Below are 16855 nucleotides of genomic sequence, written 5' to 3' on the forward strand. Positions count from 1 at the left end.
GAGCGGACGCGCAGAAACTCGACCCTTCCGGGCTTCGTCCCTGGCTGGATGTCCAACTCTACGCCGGTTTCCGGTGCACCCGCTACCCGCAGGCCCCGGTCCGGCGGCCCTCCCGGGCCGCGCGGCGCAAAGAGAAAGTTACACGGGCGCTCCACCGGACGTCAAACCGGGGGCGCCGTGACGCCCGACACGCTGCCGCCGGCGGCGTCGGCGGTGTGCGTCGACGCTGGTCAGACCGTCCTCTCTGAGTGCGGGGGCGCCCCGGCGCTCCGTCGCGTCCCCCCGCTCAGAGACCCAGCAGCCCCTCGATGCCGACGGTGAGACCGGGGCGCCGCCCGATCTCCCGGACCGCCAGCAGCACGCCCGGCATGAAGGACGCGCGGTCGAAGGAGTCGTGCCGCAGGGTCAGCGACTCCCCCGCCGCCCCGAACAGCACCTCCTGGTGCGCCACGAGACCGGCCAGCCGGACGGCGTGCACGCGCACGCCCTCGACGTCGGTGCCGCGCGCGCCGGGCAGCTCCTCGCTGGTCGCGTCCGGCGCGGGCGGCAGTCCGGCCGCCCGCCGGGCCGATGCCACGAGACGCGCGGTGCGCACCGCGGTCCCCGAGGGGGCGTCCACCTTGTTCGGGTGGTGGAGCTCCACGACCTCCACGGACGGGAAGAAGCGGGCGGCCTCCTGGGCGAAGCGCATGAGGAGGATCGCGCCGATGCCGAAGTTGGGGGCGATCACCACGCCCAGCTCGGGCTTGGGCTCCAGCCACTCGGCCACGGTGGCCAGGCGGGCCTCGTCGAAGCCGGTCGTCCCGACGACGCAGTGGATGTTGTTGTCGATGCAGAACCGGATGTTGTCCATCACCACGTCGGGACGGGTGAAGTCGACAACGACCTGGGCGCCGGCGTCGGCCACGTTGAACAGCCAGTCGCCGTCGTCGACCATGGCCACCAGCTCGAGGTCGTCGGCGTCGTTCACCGCCTTGACCACCTCGGTGCCCATCCGGCCGCGGGCGCCGAGCACCCCCACCGGGATCAGGGGGGACTCCCGGTCGGCGGGGGCAGGCTGCTGGTGGGGCGCGGTCGTGGTCACGCGGTCAGGTTTCCCGGCGCGGCGTCCCGGCGCAAGACAGGCACCGGATCAGCGCGCCCGGCGCGTCAGCGCCTCCCACGCGAGCAGCCCCACCACGATCCCCACCACGTCGGCGACGACGTCGGCGGCCGACATGGACCGGCCGATCGGGGTCAGCCCCTGCACCAGCTCGCTGACCGCGGCGTAGGCCAGGAGTGCCGAGCCCAGCGGCACCGGGGGCCTGCCGGCCCACCGACCCGTCCCGGCCAGGGTCGCGAAGACGAGCAGGTGGACGGCCTTGTCGGTCCCCGGGGGCGCGGTCGGCACCCCCGAGGAGGGCAGGAACAGGACGACGGCGGACACCAGCAGCGCGACGGCGAAGGCCGCCTGCGGGAGCGCGGTCCGGGTCGTCCGCATCGGCCGGGTCAGAGCCGGTCGAGGTCGGACTCGCGGTACGGGCCGACCACGGCCAGGCAGGTCTCCTGGCCGAACAGCTCCGCCGCCACCGACCGCACCTGCCCCTCGTCCACGGACTCGATCCGCGCGAGGACGTCACGCACCGGCACGTACTCCCCGTAGGAGAGCTCGCTCTTGCCGAGCCGGCTCATGCGCGAGCCGGTGTCCTCGAGGCCCAGGACCAGTCCGCCCTTGAGCTGCCCGCGCGCGCGGGCGACCTCCTCGGGGGTGAGCCCGTCGGCGGCGACGCGTCCGAGCTCCTCGCGCACCAGCCGCAGCACCTCGGGCACGCGCTTCTTCGAGCAGCCCGCGTAGACGGAGAACGCGCCGGCGCCGGCGTAGTGGGTCAGCGCCGAACCGACGCTGTACACCAGCCCGCGCTTCTCGCGGATCTCCTGGAACAGCCGCGAGCTCATGCCACCGCCGACGGCGGCGTCCAGGACGGCGGCGGTGTAGCGGCGCTCGTCGAGGCGCCCCATCGCCGGCGTGCCGAGCAGCAGGTGCGTCTGCTCGGTCCGGCGGGAGATCAGGCCGGTGCGGTGCGCCGGCCGGACGAGCTCCACGTCGCCGGTGCGCAGCGGTGCGGGTCGCGCGGCGCCGGAGAGCCGGTCGCCGAACGCCGTCGTCACCAGGTCGAGCACCTGCTGGTGGTCCACCCGCCCGGCCGCCGTCACGACGATCGACGGGGCGGCGTAGCGGGAGCGGTACCAGCCGTCGACGTCGTCGCGGGTCAGCGCCTCGATCGACTCCACGGTGCCCAGCACGGAGCGGCCCAGCGAGGTGTCGCCGTAGAGGGTCTCGGCGAACAGGTCGTGCACCGCGTCCGAGGGCTCGTCGTCGCGCATCGCGATCTCCTCGAGCACCACCGTGCGCTCGGACTCCAGGTCCGCCGCCGTGTTGGTCGCCTCGGTGACCAGGTCCGCCAGCAGGGTGACCGCGAGCGGGAGGTCGCTGGCGAGCACGTTGGCGTAGTAGCAGGTGTGCTCCTTGGCGGTGAACGCGTTCATCTCACCGCCGACGGCGTCCATGGCGGTGGCGATCTCCAGCGCCCCGCGCGACGTCGTCCCCTTGAACAGCAGGTGCTCGAGGAAGTGCGACGACCCCGCGACGGCCGGCGTCTCGTCGCGCGAGCCCACGCCCACCCAGATGCCGAGGGTCGCCGACAGCACCCCCGGCATCGTCTCGGTGAGCACGCGGAGCCCCCCGGGGAGCTCGGTGCGTTCCACCCGGCCGCCGACCTCGTCGAGGTCGAGCAGCGCGGTCGTCCCGACGGGAACCGGGGTGGGGGCCGCTCCCGGAGAAGCGGCACCCACCCCGGCCCGGATCAGATCCGTCGTGGTCACTCCCCCGCAGGGGCGGGCTCGGCCGGCGCCTCGGCAGGGGCCTCGGCGCCCTCCGCGGCGACCGGCGCGAGGCTGATCTTGCCGCGGGCGTCGATGTCGGTGATCTCGACCTGCATCTTGTCGCCGACGTTGGCGACGTCCTCGACCTTGCCGATGCGCTTGCCGCCACCGAGCTTGCTGATGTGCACCAGCCCGTCCTTGCCCGGGAGCAGGGAGACGAAGGCGCCGAACGGCGTGGTCTTGACGACCGTGCCGAGGAAGCGCTCGCCCACCTTGGGCATCTGCGGGTTGGCGATGGCGTTGATCCGGTCCACCGCGGCCTGCGCCGAGGGGCCGTCGGAGGCACCGACGTAGATCGTGCCGTCGTCCTCGATGGTGATGTCGGCGCCGGTCTCGTCCTGGATCGCGTTGATCATCTGCCCCTTGGGGCCGATGACCGCGCCGATCTTGTCGACCGGGATGCGCACCGTGGTCACGCGCGGGGCGTACGGGCTCATCTCGTCCGGGGCGTCGATCGCCTCGTTCATCACGTCGAGGATGTGCAGGCGGGCGGCGCGGGCCTGGGTCAGCGCCTGGGCCAGCACGTCGGACGGGATGCCGTCGAGCTTGGTGTCCAGCTGCAGCGCGGTGACGAAGTCCCGCGTGCCGGCGACCTTGAAGTCCATGTCACCGAAGGCGTCCTCGGCCCCGAGGATGTCGGTCAGCGCGACGTACTCGGTGGTGCCGTCGACCTCGTCGGAGACCAGGCCCATGGCGATGCCGGCGACGGGGGCCTTGAGCGGCACACCGGCGTTGAGCAGGGCCAGCGTCGAGGCGCAGACCGAGCCCATCGAGGTCGAGCCGTTGGAACCCAGCGCCTCGGAGACCTGCCGGATCGCGTAGGGGAACTCCTCGCGGTCGGGCAGCACCGGCAGCAGCGCCCGCTCGGCGAGCGCGCCGTGGCCGATCTCGCGCCGCTTGGGCGAGCCCACGCGGCCGGTCTCGCCGGTGGAGTACGGCGGGAAGTTGTAGTTGTGCATGTAGCGCTTGCGGTTGTCCGGCGACAGCGTGTCCAGCTGCTGCTCCATGCGGAGCATGTTCAGCGTGGTGATGCCCAGGATCTGCGTCTCGCCGCGCTCGAACAGCGCCGAGCCGTGCACGCGCGGGACGACCTCGACCTCGGCCGACAGCGGCCGGATGTCGGTGACGCCGCGACCGTCGATGCGGACCTTGTCGCGCAGGATCCGCTGGCGGACGACCTTCTTGGTGACGGCGCGGAAGGCGGCCGAGACCTCCTTCTCGCGACCCTCGAACTGGTCGGCGAGCGAGGCCTTGACCTCGTCCTTGAGCGCGTCGGTCGCCTCCTCGCGCTCCTGCTTGCCCGCGATGGCCTGGACCTCGCCGAGGCGGGTCAGGGCGGCGGACTCGACGGCGGCGTACACGTCGTCCTGGTAGTCCAGGAAGCGCGGGAACTCCGCGACCGGCTTGGCGGCCTTGGCGGCCAGCGCGGACTGCGCCTCGCACAGCGCCTTGATGAAGGGCTTGGCGGCCTCGAGGCCCTGGGCCACGACCTCCTCGGTCGGGGCGCTGGCGCCCCCGGCGACGAGCTCGATGGTCTTCTCGGTGGCCTCGGCCTCGACCATCATGATCGCGACGTCGCCGTCCGGCAGGAGGCGGCCGGCCACGACCATGTCGAAGACGGCCTCCTGCAGCTCCGCGTGGGTCGGGAAGGCGACCCACTGGCCGCGGATGAGCGCGACGCGGGTGCCGCCGACCGGGCCGGAGAACGGCAGGCCCGACAGCTGGGTGGAGGCCGACGCGCCGTTGATGGCCATGACGTCGTAGAGGTGCTCGGGGTCCAGGGCCATGACCGTGATGACGACCTGGACCTCGTTGCGCAGGCCCTTGGCGAAGGTCGGCCGCAGCGGGCGGTCGATCAGCCGGCAGGTGAGGATGGCGTCCTCGGAGGGCCGGCCCTCGCGGCGGAAGAACGAGCCGGGGATGCGACCCGCGGCGTACATGCGCTCCTCGACGTCGACGGTGAGCGGGAAGAAGTCGAAGTGCTCCTTGGGCTGCCGGCCGGCCGTGGTGGCCGACAGCAGCATGCTGTCGCCCATCGTCACGACGACCGAGCCGGCGGCCTGCTTGGCCAGCCGGCCGGTCTCGAAGGTGATGCTGCGGCTGCCGAAGCTGCCGTTGTCGATGACCGCGGTGGCGGTGGTGACCCCGTCCTCGGGGTCGAACTCGGCGGCGATCGGGCCGCTGGTGGTGGGTGCGGACACGCTGTCCTTCTCTCGTCTGGTCGCAGCCGGCCCCTTGCCGGGTGCGACTTCCTCGTACGGCGCTGCACGCCGTCGGCGTCCGGGGCGACCGGTCTTCGATCGAAGCCCTCGGGCGTTCCTGGTTCCCCGTCGGACGGGGATCCACTCCCCTGTCGTCGGGGCGTCCCGGGGGCCACTACCGAGGACCGGCCCTCTGCGACGGGCGCGTGGGGCGGGCTGGCCGTGGCCCGTGCGGCGGGTGCCGCACGAGAGAGGGGACCGTCCCGGTTGCCCGGAGCGGTCCCCTCGACGTGCTATCGGCGCAGGCCGAGCCGCTCGATCAGCGACCGGTAGCGGTTGATGTCGGTCTTCGCCAGGTAGTTCAGCAGCCGGCGGCGCCGGCCGACCAGCAGGAGCAGGCCCCGCCGGCTGTGGTGGTCGTGCTTGTGGTGCCGGAGGTGCTCGGTGAGGTCGCTGATCCGGCGGGACAGCATCGCGACCTGCACCTCGGGCGAACCGGTGTCCTTGTCGACCGTGGCGTACTCGGTCATGATCTGCTGCTTCGTCGCGCTGTCGAGCGCCATGGTTCGCCTCCTGGGCGGGTCACGTGTGGCCCCCGGTCTGACTCACGAGGGCAGCTCTCACACAGCCGTGGATGCACGGCCGGTGTCGAGACTACCAGCGGGGAGGGCACGGTCGCGCCGAGTGGGGGCCGGAGGTACCCGCGCAGGCGTGACGCGGCGGCGCAGCGGCGCAGGGGGCCGGCTCCTGGTGGCGGTGCCGTCCGGAGGACGACGGTGGCACAGCGGTGTCGTCCGGAGGACGACGGTGTCACAGACCGAGGACGGTGCGGGTGTCCTCGACGTCCTTGGCCATGGCGGCGAGGAGGCCCGCGACGTCGGCGAAGGCGGCCATCGGGCGCAGCCGGTGGGCGAACTCGACACCGACGTGCTCCCCGTAGAGGTCGCCGTCGAAGTCGAGCACGTAGGCCTCGACCGTGCGGCGGCTGCCCTGGAACGTGGGGTTGGTCCCCACCGAGATCGCCGCCGGGAACCGCTCCCGGCTGGCCCCGCTGCGCGGGTCGCGGGTGACCAGGTGCCCCGCGTAGACGCCGTCGGCGGGGATGGCGGTGTAGGGCGGCGTCTCCACGTTGGCCGTCGGGTACCCGAGGTCGCGGCCGCGGCGGTCCCCGCGCACGACGACGCCGTCGACCCGGTGCGGCCGGCCGAGCGCGCGGGCCGCGGGCACCAGGTCGCCGGCGGCCACGCAGGCGCGGACGTAGGTCGAGGAGATGGTGACCTCGCCGTCCTCCGAGGCGTCCTGCGCCAGGGGCACGCCCTCGACGGCGAAGCCGAAGCGCCGCCCCTCCGCGGTCAGCGAGGTGACGGTGCCGGCGGCGCGGTGGCCGTAGGTGAAGTTCTCCCCCACCACCACCTGCGCGGCGTGCAGCCGCTCGACGAGCACGGTGTGCGTGAAGGTCTCCGGCGGGAGCTTCATGAACTCCGCGGTGAACGGCAGCACGCACATGGCGTCCACGCCCAGCTCGGCGACGAGCTCCGCCTTGCGGTCCAGCGAGGTGAGGATGGCCGGGTGCGACCCCGGCCGCACGACCTCGGCCGGGTGCGGGTCGAAGGTCAGCAGCAGGCAGGGACGCCGCATCGCACGGGCCCGCGCGACGGCGGCCCCGATGAGCTTCTGGTGCCCGCGGTGCACCCCGTCGTACATCCCGACGGTGACCACGGTCCGCCCGAGATCCCCCGGGGTGGACTCCAGCCCCCGCCAGCGCAGCACGCGACCGCCCCCGCCGCGGTCAGGAGACCCGGTGCAGCCAGCCGTGGGTGTCGGCCACCCGCCCGTGCTGGATGTCGAGCAGCGTCTCGCGCAGCCGCATGGTCACCGGGCCGGGCTCGCCGTCGCCCACGGTGAAGTCACCGGTGCGGGCGCGGATCTGCCCGACCGGCGTGATGACGGCGGCGGTCCCGCAGGCGAAGGTCTCGGTGATCGAGCCGTCGAGCGCGCCGCTGCGCCACTCGTCGAGGGTCACCTTGCGCTCGGTCACGCGGTGCCCCAGCTCCCGGGCGACGGTGATCAGCGAGTCGCGGGTGATGCCGGGCAGCAGCGTGCCGGAGAGCTCCGGGGTCACCAGCTCGGCGTCCTCGCCGGAGCCCAGGACGAAGAAGAGGTTCATCCCGCCCAGCTCCTCGATGTAGCGCCGCTCCACGGCATCGAGGTAGACGACCTGGTCGCAGCCGAGCTCGCTGGCCTGCTGCTGCGGCCGGAGGCTGGCCGCGTAGTTGCCGGCGCACTTCACGTCACCGGTGCCCCCGGGCGCGGCCCGCACGTAGTCCTCGGAGACGAAGACCGAGACCGGGTGGACGCCGCGCGGGAAGTAGGCACCGGCCGGGCTGGCGATGACGAGGAAGAGGTACTCGTGCGCCGGCCGGACCCCGAGGAAGGACTCGCTGGCCAGCTGGTACGGGCGCAGGTACAGCGTCTGGTCCGGACCGGTGGGGACCCACGCGCGGTCGGCGTCGACGAGCGCGTCGACCGCGGCGAGGAACGCCTCCTCGGGCACCGGTGGCATCGCCAGCCGCTCGGCGCTGCGGACGAACCGCGCGGCGTTGGCCTCGGGGCGGAAGGTGGCCACGCTGCCGTCGGGCTGGGCGTATGCCTTGAGCCCCTCGAAGATCGACTGGGCGTAGTGCAGGGCGGCGGTACCCGGATCCATCGGCAGCGGCCCGTACTGCGTGAGCCGGGCGTCGTACCAGCCGCGGCCGACCTGGTACCGGGCCACGAACATGTGGTCGGTGAAGTAGCGGCCGAAACCGGGGTCGGCGAGCAGCTGCTCGCGCTCGGTGGTGGAGCGGCGCTGCACGTCCTCCACGACCACCGGCACGCCCTCGACGAACGTCCGGGACGAGGTGCGGTTGTCGGCGAGCGTGTCGGTCATGGCTCCTACCCGGGCGTGCGAGGGAACGGCACCGGCCCGCGGGCGTGCGGGGCCGGTGCCGTCACCCTAGCCCGGCTCAGCCCTGCCCCTGGTGCTCGCCCTTCGGCCCGGCGGTCTCGAGCACCTCGTAGGTCCACACGTGCGCCGAGTGCGGGGCCGCGGAGGCCAGGGTGTCGCCGCCGCCGTCGTGGGCGCGGTCGAAGTCCTGGCTGGACTGCCACGCCTCGTAGGCCTCCACGCTGCTCCAGCGGGTGTAGACCAGGTACTGGTCGGTGCCCTCGACCGGGCGCAGCAGCTCGAACCACTCGAAGCCCGGGGTGGTCTCCACGGCCCCGGCGCGCCCGCGGAACCGCTCCTCGAAGCGCTCCTGCTTGTCCTTCGGCACGGTGATCGCGTTGATCTTGACGACGCTCATGGTGCGGCTCCTTCCCGGACGGCGCCGGCGCCAACCGCACGCCGGGCCGCGCGTGCGGCACGCTGGGGCAGGTGAGCGCCCCCCGCACCGCAGACCTGGGCTTCGCCCGCCTGGACCTCGACCGCGAGGCCCGGACCGGCACGCCGGAGGTGGTCTTCGCGGCCGGCAAGACACCCGACCAGACCGTCGCCTGCCTGGGCGCCCTGCTCGAGGGCTCCACGCGCGGGTTCGCGTGGGCCAGCCGGGTGGACGGCGCGACCGCGGCGGCGATCCGCGAGCGGTGGCCGGACGCCGTCGTGGACGAGGACGCCGGGTGCGCCTCCGTGGGTGCGCCACCGGACCCGGTCGGCGAGGTCCTGGTGCTCACCGCGGGCACCTCCGACGGCCCGGTGGCCGCGGAGGTCGCCGCCACGCTGCGGGCCTGCGGCGTGGGCAGCCGGCGGGTGGACGACGTCGGGGTCGCCGGGATCCACCGGGTGCTCGCCGTCGCCCCCGACCTGGCCGCGGCCGACGCCGTCGTCGTGGTGGCCGGGATGGACGGCGCGCTGCCCAGCGTCGTCGCCGGGCTGACCGACCGCCTCGTCGTCGCCGTCCCCACGTCGGTGGGCTACGGCGCGGCCTTCGAGGGGCTGGCCGCGCTGCTGACCATGCTCACCGCCTGCGCGCCCGGCGTGCTGGTCGTGAACATCGACAACGGGTTCGGCGCCGGGGTGGCCGCCGCCCGCATCGTGCGCGCGGCTCAGCGGTAGCGGACGGGGTCGGGCAGCAGCTCGTTCATCGAGCCGGACCGGAAGCCGCGCGGGTCCACCTCGACGGCGGCGAACCCGGCGACCGCCTGCAGGAGCTCCGGCCGGGCCGCCACGGCAGCCACGAGCACCGCGTCGACCTCCACCCGGGCGCGGTCCTCCCCCAGGTCGCGCACCCGCAGGTCGCGCACCGGCAGCCCGGCGCCCACGAGCGCGGCCCGCAGCGCCGCCTCGGCGCGCTCGACGCGGGCGAGCCCCGCGGCCGACACCGGCACCCCGTAGGCGATCCGGCTGGCCAGGCAGGCCGCGGCGGGCTTCCCGGCCAGCGGCAGCCCCCAGCGGCGCGCGGCGGCGCGGACGTCGTCCTTGGTGAGCCCCGCCCGTGCCAGGGGCGTCCAGGCGCCCCGCTCGGCCGCCGCGCGGATGCCCGGCCGGAACCCGGCGACGACGTCGTCGGCGTTGGTGCCGGTGACGACGTCGTCGACGCCCAGCCGTGCGGCCAGCGGGCGGAGCACCTCGACCAGCTCGGTCTTGCAGAACGCGCACCGGTCCCCGGCGTTGGCTCGGTACCCCGGCCGGGACAGCTCGTCGGTGCGCGGTCGCTCGTGCCGCACCCCCAGCGAGGCGGCGAACGCCGCGGCGCCGGCGAGCTCGGCGGCGGGCAGGCTGGGCGAGACGGCGGTGGCCGCGACCACCCGGCCGGCACCGAGCGCGCGCACCGCGGCGGCGAGCAGGACGCCAGAGTCCACTCCGCCCGAGAACGCGACGAGCACGCCGGGCAGCGGCCGCAGCAGCGCGTCGAGGTCGGCCAGGCGGGCGTCGAGGGTCACGGCCGCCAGGCTGCCACCGGTTCAGCCCGGCGGGAAGCCGACGACGACGCGCGCCGTGCGACCGGCGTCCTCGACGAGCGCCGCCAGCCGGCCGCCGGGGTCGACCGCGGCGTGCAGGCCGGCCGCGCCGGTGGCCGGGATCCGCTGCCCGTAGCCCAGCGCCCGCGCCTCCTCGGCGGTGAGCGGGCGCTCGGGGAAGACCAGCCGGGCCGCCTCGGTGAGCCCGAGGGAACCGGGGCCGCCGCCGGCGACCAGCGAGGCGGCGGCGTCCTCGACGGGGCCCGCCTGCGCGATCGCGAAGGGGCCGGACGCGGTGCGGCGCAGCGCCGTCAGGTGGCCACCCACGCCCAGCGCCGCACCGGCGTCGCGGGCGATGGCGCGGATGTAGGTGCCCGCCGTGCAGTCGACGGTGACCTCGGCGTCGACCAGGTCGGGTCCCGGACGGGTGATCCGGTGCACCTCGAGGCGGTGCACGGTCACCGCGCGGGGCGCCAGCTCCACGGCCTCTCCCGCGCGCACCCGGTCGTAGGAGCGGACGCCGGCGACCTTGACCGCGCTCACCGAGGACGGGACCTGCTGCAGCGCACCGGTCTGCGCCGCCAGCGCCGCGCGCACGGCGTCGTCGTCGAGCCCCGCGGTCGAGGCGGTCGCGAGCACCTCGCCCTCGCGGTCGTCGGTGACCGTCGCCTGCCCGAACCGGATCGTCGCCTCGTAGGTCTTGTCGTGGCCGCCGACGTACCCGAGCAGCCGGGTCGCGGTGCCCACGCCCAGGACGAGCAGCCCGGTCGCCATGGGGTCGAGGGTGCCGGCGTGCCCCACCTTTCGGACCGACAGCGCGCGGCGGGCGCGGGCGACGACGTCGTGGGACGTCATGCCGCCGGGCTTGTCCACGAGCAGCAGACCGGGCGGGACGTCGGCGTCGGGGCGTCGGGGGCTCACGCGCTCACCGTCTCAGGTGCGCCCAGCCACCGGTCACCCGCCACCCGCACCGAGACGGCGAGCAGCCGCAGGCCGATGAACAGCGTCAGCCCGGTCCAGATGCCGGCGAGGCCGAGGTCCAGCGGCCCGGCGAGCAGCGACAGCGGCAGGAAGCCGACCAGCGCGGCCGCGATGGTCACCGTGCGCAGGTAGCCGACGTCGCCGGCCCCCATGAGCACCCCGTCGAGCGCGAACACCACGCCCGCCAGCGGCTGGAAGCAGGCCAGGAACCACCAGACGACGGCGGCCTGCGCGAGCACCGCGGGGTCGTCGGTGAACAGCGGCGGCAGGACGTCCCGCAGCGCGAGCAGCACGGCGGCCACGAGGCAGCCGGTGCCCAGCCCCCACAGCACCACCCGGCGCGCGGTGGCGCGGGCCTCCGCGGGCCGCCCGGCGCCGAGCGCGTGGCCGACCAGGGTCTGCGCCGCGATCGCGTACGCGTCCAGCACCAGGGCGAGGAAGAAGAACAGCTGCAGCGCGATCTGGTGCGCCCCCAGGGCGGCGGTCCCGGCACGCGCGGCGACCCCGGCGGCGACGAGGAACGACAGCTGCAGGACCGCGGCCCGCAGCAGCAGGTCGCGGCCGATGACCAGCTGCCGCACGATCGCGCGCGGGCGCGCCGCCCAGCCGGCACCCTCCCGCAGCAGCGCGCGGACGAACAGCGCGGCGGTGAGCGCCTGGCCGGCCACGTTCGCCCAGGCGGAGCCGACCAGGCCCAGCCCCGCCGGGTGCACCAGCAGCGGGCACAGGACGAGGCTGAGCAGGCTGCCCGCGACGACGTAGCGCACCGGGCGCTGCAGCTCCTGCACCCCGCGCAGCCAGCCGTTCCCGGCCAGCGACACCAGCAGCAGCGGGGCGCCCAGGGAGGCCACCCGCAGCCAGCCCTCCCCCGCCTCGGCGACCGGCCCCGCGCCGCCGGCGAGCGCCCGGGTCAGCGGGCCGGCCAGCACCTGGAACAGGGCGAGCACCAGCACCCCGAGGCCGAGCGCCAGCCAGGTCGCCTGCACGCCCTCCTCGACGGCGCCGGCCCGGTCCCCGGCGCCGGCGCGGCGGGCGGCGCGCGCGGTGGTGCCGTACGCCAGGAAGTTCAGCAGCGCGGCCGCCCACGCCAGCAGGCCGCCCCCGACGGCGAGACCGCCCAGCGCGACGGTCCCCAGGTTGCCGACGACGGCGGTGTCGACGAGCAGGTACAGCGGCTCGGCCGCGAGCACGACCAGCGCCGGCGCCGCCAGCGCGGGCACCGACGCCGGGCGGGGCGTGGACCCCGCGGGATCGCGGTCGTCGCGGTGCGGTCCGGAGGACCGCGAAGTCATGGCGTGCACAGCTCCGCGCGGAGGCACTCCACCGTCTTCTCCCGGTCCAGGTGCGAGGTGTAGCCCGCCGCCGCGCGGTGGCCGCCCCCGCCGAGGGCCGTGGCCACCCGCGCCACGTCGGTGGCCCCGCGGGAGCGGAGCGAGACCGACCAGGTCCCGTCGTCCTGGCCCTTCAGCACGCAGGCGACGTCGGCCTCCGCCGTGGACCGGACGACGTCGACCAGCGCCTCGAGCTGCTCGCCCGGGAGACCGTGCTCGGCCGCCTCGGCGGTGCTCGACCACGTCCAGACCAGCCCCTCGCCCACCTCCTGCTCGAGGACGGCGCGCCCGGCGACGACCGAGAGCAGCCCCAGCCAGCCGAACGGGGCGGTGTCGAACAGCCGGCGGCTGATGGCGGAGTGGTCGATGCCCGTGGCGAGCAGGCGGGCCGCGAGCTCGTGGGTCTCGGGCCGGGTGCTGCCGAACCGGAAGGAGCCGGTGTCCGCGGCCAGACCCGCGTAGAGGCAGGTGGCCAGCCGGGCGTCCAGCGCCACGCCCAGGCCGTCGAGCAGGTCGGCCACGAGCACGACCGTGGCGGGGGCGGCCGGGTCCACCAGGCGCACCCGGCCGAAGCCGGGGTTGCTGGCGTGGTGGTCGACGACGACGGAGGTGCGCGCGCGGTCGAGCAGCGGGGCCAGCTCGCCGAGACGCCCGGGCGAGGCCGCGTCGAGGCTGACGAACACGTCCGGGGACGACGGGACGGCGTCGGAGGGGACCATGCCCTCGGCACCCGGGATCCAGCCGAGCGAGGCGGGCAGGGTGAAGGGGCCGGGGAAGGTGGCGAGCACCCGTGCGCCGCACCGGCGCAGCCCCTCCGCGAGCGCCAGGGTGCTGCCGAGGGCGTCGGCGTCGGGCTGGACGTGCCCCGCGAGCACCACGGTCGCCCGCTCGCGGGCCGCCTCGGCGAGCACGGCGGCGGCCGACCGCGTGGCGGTGCCCAGGTCACCGCCCGCGCCGCCGACCGGGGACCGGGTGGTCACTCCGTCGGGTCGGGGTCGGCGACCCGGCCGCCCTGCCGCTCGGTGATGTCCCCGCCGCCCACCGGGTAGCCGGGGCCGCCGTCGTCCGGCTCGTCCTCGGCGATGCTCGGCACTTCGCCGATCTGGCCGCGCCGGCCGCCCTGGGTGGGGTCACCGGCGTCGGGGGCCGGGCGGCCACCCAGCTCCGAGCGGCCCTGGCCCTGGTCGGGCAGGTGGGGATCGGGGTCGTTCTCGCTCACAAGGTGCTCCTCGTCCGGGGCGTGCGGTCCTCGGCGGCGTCGTCGGCAGGTGCGGCGGCGGCCGGGGCGTCCGCGTCCTGCTCGTCGTCCTCGTCCTCCGCGGGCCGCCGGTAGGGGTCGGCCTCGCCGGCGTAGCTGGCGCCCTCACGGGCGCGGGCGAGCTCCGCGTCGGCGTGCCGGGCGCGCTCGAGCGCCTCCTCCAGCTCCCGTGCCGTGTCGGGGACGATGTCGGCCACGAACGTCAGCGACGGGACGAACTTGATGCCGGTCTGCCGGCCGACGGTGGACCGCAGCACCCCGGTGGCGCTGGCGAGCGCCTTGGCCGAGTCGGCGATCTGCGTCTCGTCGCCGTAGACCGTGTAGAAGATCGTGGCCTCGCGGAGGTCGCTGGTCACGCGGGCGTCGGTGATCGTGACCATGCCCAGGCGGGGGTCCTTGATCTGGTGCTCGATCGTCGCGGAGACGATCTGCCGGATGCGCACCGCCAGCTTGCGCGCGCGAGCCGGATCGGCCATCGGGACCTCCTGGTGAGTTGCTGGAACGGCCTCGTCGCAGGGGCCCGTCCCCCGAGCCTGCGAGGGGGTGGGGGGCGACGAGGTCCTTCAATCGGTGTCGCTGAACAACTGCCGGTGCGTCGACAGCAGCGTCACCTCCGGCCGCTCCGCCAGCAACCGCTCGCAGGCGTCGAGGACGTCGGTGACCTGGCCGGCGTCCCCGGCCACGGTGGCGATGCCGATCTGCACCCGGCGGTGCAGGTCCTGGTCGCCGACCTCGGCTGCGGCGACGGCGAACCGCCGTCGCAGCTCGGCCACCACGGGCCGGACGACCGCCCGCTTGCCCTTGAGCGAGTGGACGTCACCCAGCAGCAGGTCCGCGATCAGCGTCCCGGTGAACACCGGACCACCTCCCGCGGACCTGCTGCTGGCGACGTGCTGGACCGGCCCCCGTGCAGGGCCCCGCCGCCCGCGAGCTCGCGGCGGCGGGGCCCTGCACGGGGGTCCTTCACTTACTCGCGGGGCTTCTCGCGCAGCTCGAAGGTCTCGATCACGTCGTCGACCTTGATGTCGTTGTACGACCCCAGGCCGATACCGCACTCGTAGCCCTCGCGGACCTCGGTCGCGTCGTCCTTGAACCGGCGGAGGGACTCCACCGACAGGTTGTCGGCGACCACGGCGCCGTCACGGATCAGGCGCGCCTTCGAGTTGCGCACGATCGTGCCGCTGCGGACCAGCGAACCGGCGACGTTGCCCACCTTCGGCACCCGGAAGACCTCGCGGACCTCCGCCGTCCCGAGCTGGACCTCCTCGTAGACCGGCTTGAGCATGCCCTTGAGCGCGGCCTCGATCTCGTCGATCGCCTGGTAGATGACCGTGTAGTACCGGACGTCCACCCCTTCGCGGTTGGCGAGCTCGGTGGCCTGGCCCTCGGCCCGGACGTTGAAGCCCAGGACGATGACGTCGTCGGCCAGCGCGAGGTCGATGTCGCTCTTGGTGATGCCGCCGACGCCGCGGTGGATGACCCGCAGCGAGATCTCGTCGTCGACCTCGATCTTCATCAGCGCCTCTTCGAGCGCCTCGACGGTGCCCGAGTTGTCGCCCTTGATGATCAGGTTGAGCTGGCGGTTCTCCTTGAGCGCCGCGTCGAGGTCCTCCAGGCTGATCCGCTTGCGCATCGAGGCGTTCTGCGCGTTGCGGATGCGGGCCTGGCGGCGGTCGGCGATCTGCCGGGCGACGCGGTCCTCGTCGACGACGAGGAAGGTGTCACCGGCACGCGGCACCGAGGTGAGGCCCACGACCTGCACGGGGCGGGCCGGCAGGGCCTCCTTCAGCTTGTTGCCGTGCTCGTCCAGCAGCGAGCGGACGCGACCGTAGGCGTCGCCGGCCACGATCGAGTCGCCCTGGCGCAGCGTGCCGCGCTGGACGAGCACCGTGGCGACGGGGCCGCGGCCCTTGTCCAGCTTGCCCTCGATGACCACGCCCTGCGGGTCCTGCTCGGTGTTCGCGCGCAGGTCCAGCGAGGCGTCGGCGGTCAGCAGGACCGCCGCGAGCAGGTCGTCGATGCCCTGGCGGGTGATCGCGGAGACGTCGACGAACATCGTCTCGCCGCCGTACTCCTCGGCCACCAGGCCGTACTCGGTGAGCTGCTGGCGGATCTTGGCGGGGTTGGCCCCCTCCTTGTCCACCTTGTTGACCGCGACCACGATCGGCACCTCGGCGGCCTGGGCGTGGTTGAGCGCCTCGACCGTCTGCGGCATGACGCCGTCGTCGGCGGCCACCACGAGGACGACGATGTCGGTCACCTTCGCCCCACGGGCACGCATCGCGGTGAACGACTCGTGACCGGGGGTGTCGATGAAGGTGATCGGGCGCTCCTCGCCCTCCAGCTCCGTGACGACCTGGTAGGCGCCGATGTGCTGGGTGATGCCACCGGCCTCGCGGGCCACCACGTTGGCGTCGCGGATCGCGTCCAGCAGCTTGGTCTTCCCGTGGTCGACGTGACCCATGACGGTGACGACCGGCGGACGGGCGGACCAGTCCTCCTCGTCGCCCTCCTCGTCACCGAAGGTGAGGTCGAAGGTCTCGAGGAGCTCGCGGTCCTCGTCCTCGGGGCTGACGACCTGGATGTTCCAGCCGATCTCGGCACCGAGCAGCTGGAGCGTCTCGTCGTTGACCGACTGCGTCGCGGTGACCATCTCGCCGAGGTGGAACAGCGCGGTGACCAGCGCGGCCGGCTGGGCGTTGATGCGCTCGGCCAGGTCGGTCAGCGAGGCGCCGCGGGGCAGCCGGACGGTCTGCCCGTTGCCGCGCGGCAGGCTGACGCCGCCCATGCTGGGCGCCGCCATGGAGTCGAACTCCTGACGCCGCTGCTTCTTGCTCTTGCGCCCGCGGACCGGACCCCGGCCGCCCGGACGCCCGAAGGCGCCGGCCGTACCGGCACCCGAGCCGCCGCGACCGCGGCCGCGGCCACCGCCGCCACCGCGGAAGCCACCACCGGCGGGGGCACCGCCACCGCCGCCACCGGGGCGGAAGCCGCCACCGGCACCGGGACCACCCGGCCGGCCGCGACCGGCACCACCGGGACCACCCGGCCGGCCGCCGCCGGCGGGGCGGGGCGGCATCATGCCCGGCGAGGGGCGCTGCGGCATCATGCCCGGGTTCGGGCGCGGCCCACCGGGGCCGGCCGCCGGCCGCGGACCGCCGGCACCGGGGCCGGGACGGGGACCGCCCGGGCCGGGGCGCGGGCCGCCCGCACCGGGGGCCGGA

At 74.8% G+C, this 16855-nt stretch carries 17 protein-coding genes; 1 reads left to right on the top strand and 16 read right to left on the bottom strand.

Annotated elements, in window-relative coordinates; translation table 11 throughout:
* Positions 1-286: 286 nt before the first annotated feature.
* The 8 genes from dapB to E9549_RS20070 form a co-directional block, all read right to left on the bottom strand.
* Entirely contained in the window at positions 287-1084 is a 798-nt protein-coding gene (gene dapB, locus E9549_RS20035; protein WP_236828349.1) for a 4-hydroxy-tetrahydrodipicolinate reductase, read from the bottom strand.
* Between the two features lie 48 nt (positions 1085-1132).
* Entirely contained in the window at positions 1133-1480 is a 348-nt protein-coding gene (locus E9549_RS20040; RefSeq protein ID WP_236828350.1) for a VanZ family protein, read from the bottom strand.
* 8 nt (positions 1481-1488) lie between these two features.
* Positions 1489-2862 (bottom strand): pitrilysin family protein, encoded by a 1374-nt coding sequence (locus tag E9549_RS20045; protein ID WP_236828351.1) that lies wholly within the window; start codon positions 2860-2862, stop codon positions 1489-1491.
* Positions 2859-5123 (bottom strand): polyribonucleotide nucleotidyltransferase, encoded by a 2265-nt coding sequence (locus E9549_RS20050; protein WP_236828352.1) that lies wholly within the window; start codon positions 5121-5123, stop codon positions 2859-2861. The genes E9549_RS20045 and E9549_RS20050 overlap by 4 nt, the downstream gene beginning before the upstream one ends.
* Before the next feature lie 293 nt (positions 5124-5416).
* The gene (rpsO, locus tag E9549_RS20055; RefSeq protein ID WP_091933787.1) at positions 5417-5686 is read right to left on the bottom strand and encodes a 30S ribosomal protein S15; all 270 of its coding nucleotides are present in this window, start codon (positions 5684-5686) and stop codon (positions 5417-5419) included.
* A 247-nt stretch (positions 5687-5933) separates the two neighbouring features.
* Complete coding sequence (locus E9549_RS20060) at positions 5934-6893, bottom strand: bifunctional riboflavin kinase/FAD synthetase (RefSeq protein ID WP_236828353.1); 960 nt, start codon at positions 6891-6893, stop codon at positions 5934-5936.
* Between the two features lie 19 nt (positions 6894-6912).
* Positions 6913-8052: a branched-chain amino acid aminotransferase gene (locus tag E9549_RS20065; RefSeq protein WP_236828354.1), complete on the bottom strand. Its 1140-nt coding sequence runs from the start codon at positions 8050-8052 to the stop codon at positions 6913-6915.
* Between the two features lie 76 nt (positions 8053-8128).
* Positions 8129-8467: an antibiotic biosynthesis monooxygenase gene (locus E9549_RS20070; RefSeq protein WP_236828355.1), complete on the bottom strand. Its 339-nt coding sequence runs from the start codon at positions 8465-8467 to the stop codon at positions 8129-8131.
* A gap of 71 nt (positions 8468-8538) precedes the next feature.
* Between E9549_RS20070 and larB the strand changes: the two genes are divergently transcribed.
* A complete protein-coding gene (gene larB, locus E9549_RS20075) occupies positions 8539-9216 on the top strand; it encodes a nickel pincer cofactor biosynthesis protein LarB (RefSeq protein ID WP_236828356.1) in 678 nt (225 codons plus the stop codon).
* Here larB and larE read toward each other — a convergent pair.
* From larE to infB, 8 genes are all read right to left on the bottom strand, one after another.
* The gene (gene larE, locus E9549_RS20080) at positions 9207-10043 is read right to left on the bottom strand and encodes an ATP-dependent sacrificial sulfur transferase LarE (protein WP_236828357.1); all 837 of its coding nucleotides are present in this window, start codon (positions 10041-10043) and stop codon (positions 9207-9209) included. The genes larB and larE overlap by 10 nt on opposite strands.
* 21 nt (positions 10044-10064) lie before the next feature.
* The gene (truB, locus tag E9549_RS20085) at positions 10065-10982 is read right to left on the bottom strand and encodes a tRNA pseudouridine(55) synthase TruB (RefSeq protein ID WP_236828358.1); all 918 of its coding nucleotides are present in this window, start codon (positions 10980-10982) and stop codon (positions 10065-10067) included.
* A complete protein-coding gene (locus E9549_RS20090) occupies positions 10979-12334 on the bottom strand; it encodes an MATE family efflux transporter (RefSeq protein WP_236828359.1) in 1356 nt (451 codons plus the stop codon). Before E9549_RS20090 ends, truB begins: the two co-directional genes overlap by 4 nt.
* A complete protein-coding gene (locus tag E9549_RS20095; protein ID WP_236828360.1) occupies positions 12331-13353 on the bottom strand; it encodes a bifunctional oligoribonuclease/PAP phosphatase NrnA in 1023 nt (340 codons plus the stop codon). Before E9549_RS20095 ends, E9549_RS20090 begins: the two co-directional genes overlap by 4 nt.
* A complete protein-coding gene (locus E9549_RS20100; RefSeq protein WP_236828361.1) occupies positions 13350-13592 on the bottom strand; it encodes a hypothetical protein in 243 nt (80 codons plus the stop codon). The genes E9549_RS20095 and E9549_RS20100 overlap by 4 nt, the downstream gene beginning before the upstream one ends.
* On the bottom strand, positions 13589-14107 hold the full coding sequence (gene rbfA, locus E9549_RS20105) for a 30S ribosome-binding factor RbfA (RefSeq protein WP_236828362.1): 519 nt from the start codon (positions 14105-14107) through the stop codon (positions 13589-13591). Before rbfA ends, E9549_RS20100 begins: the two co-directional genes overlap by 4 nt.
* A gap of 87 nt (positions 14108-14194) precedes the next feature.
* Entirely contained in the window at positions 14195-14488 is a 294-nt protein-coding gene (locus E9549_RS20110; RefSeq protein WP_236828363.1) for a DUF503 domain-containing protein, read from the bottom strand.
* Positions 14489-14598: 110 nt separating this feature from the next.
* Complete coding sequence (infB, locus tag E9549_RS20115; RefSeq protein ID WP_236828364.1) at positions 14599-16434, bottom strand: translation initiation factor IF-2; 1836 nt, start codon at positions 16432-16434, stop codon at positions 14599-14601.
* Positions 16435-16855: the final 421 nt, after the last annotated feature.

The sequence above is a fragment of the Blastococcus sp. MG754426 genome, assembly GCF_021699055.1.
Classification (GTDB): domain Bacteria; phylum Actinomycetota; class Actinomycetes; order Mycobacteriales; family Geodermatophilaceae; genus Blastococcus.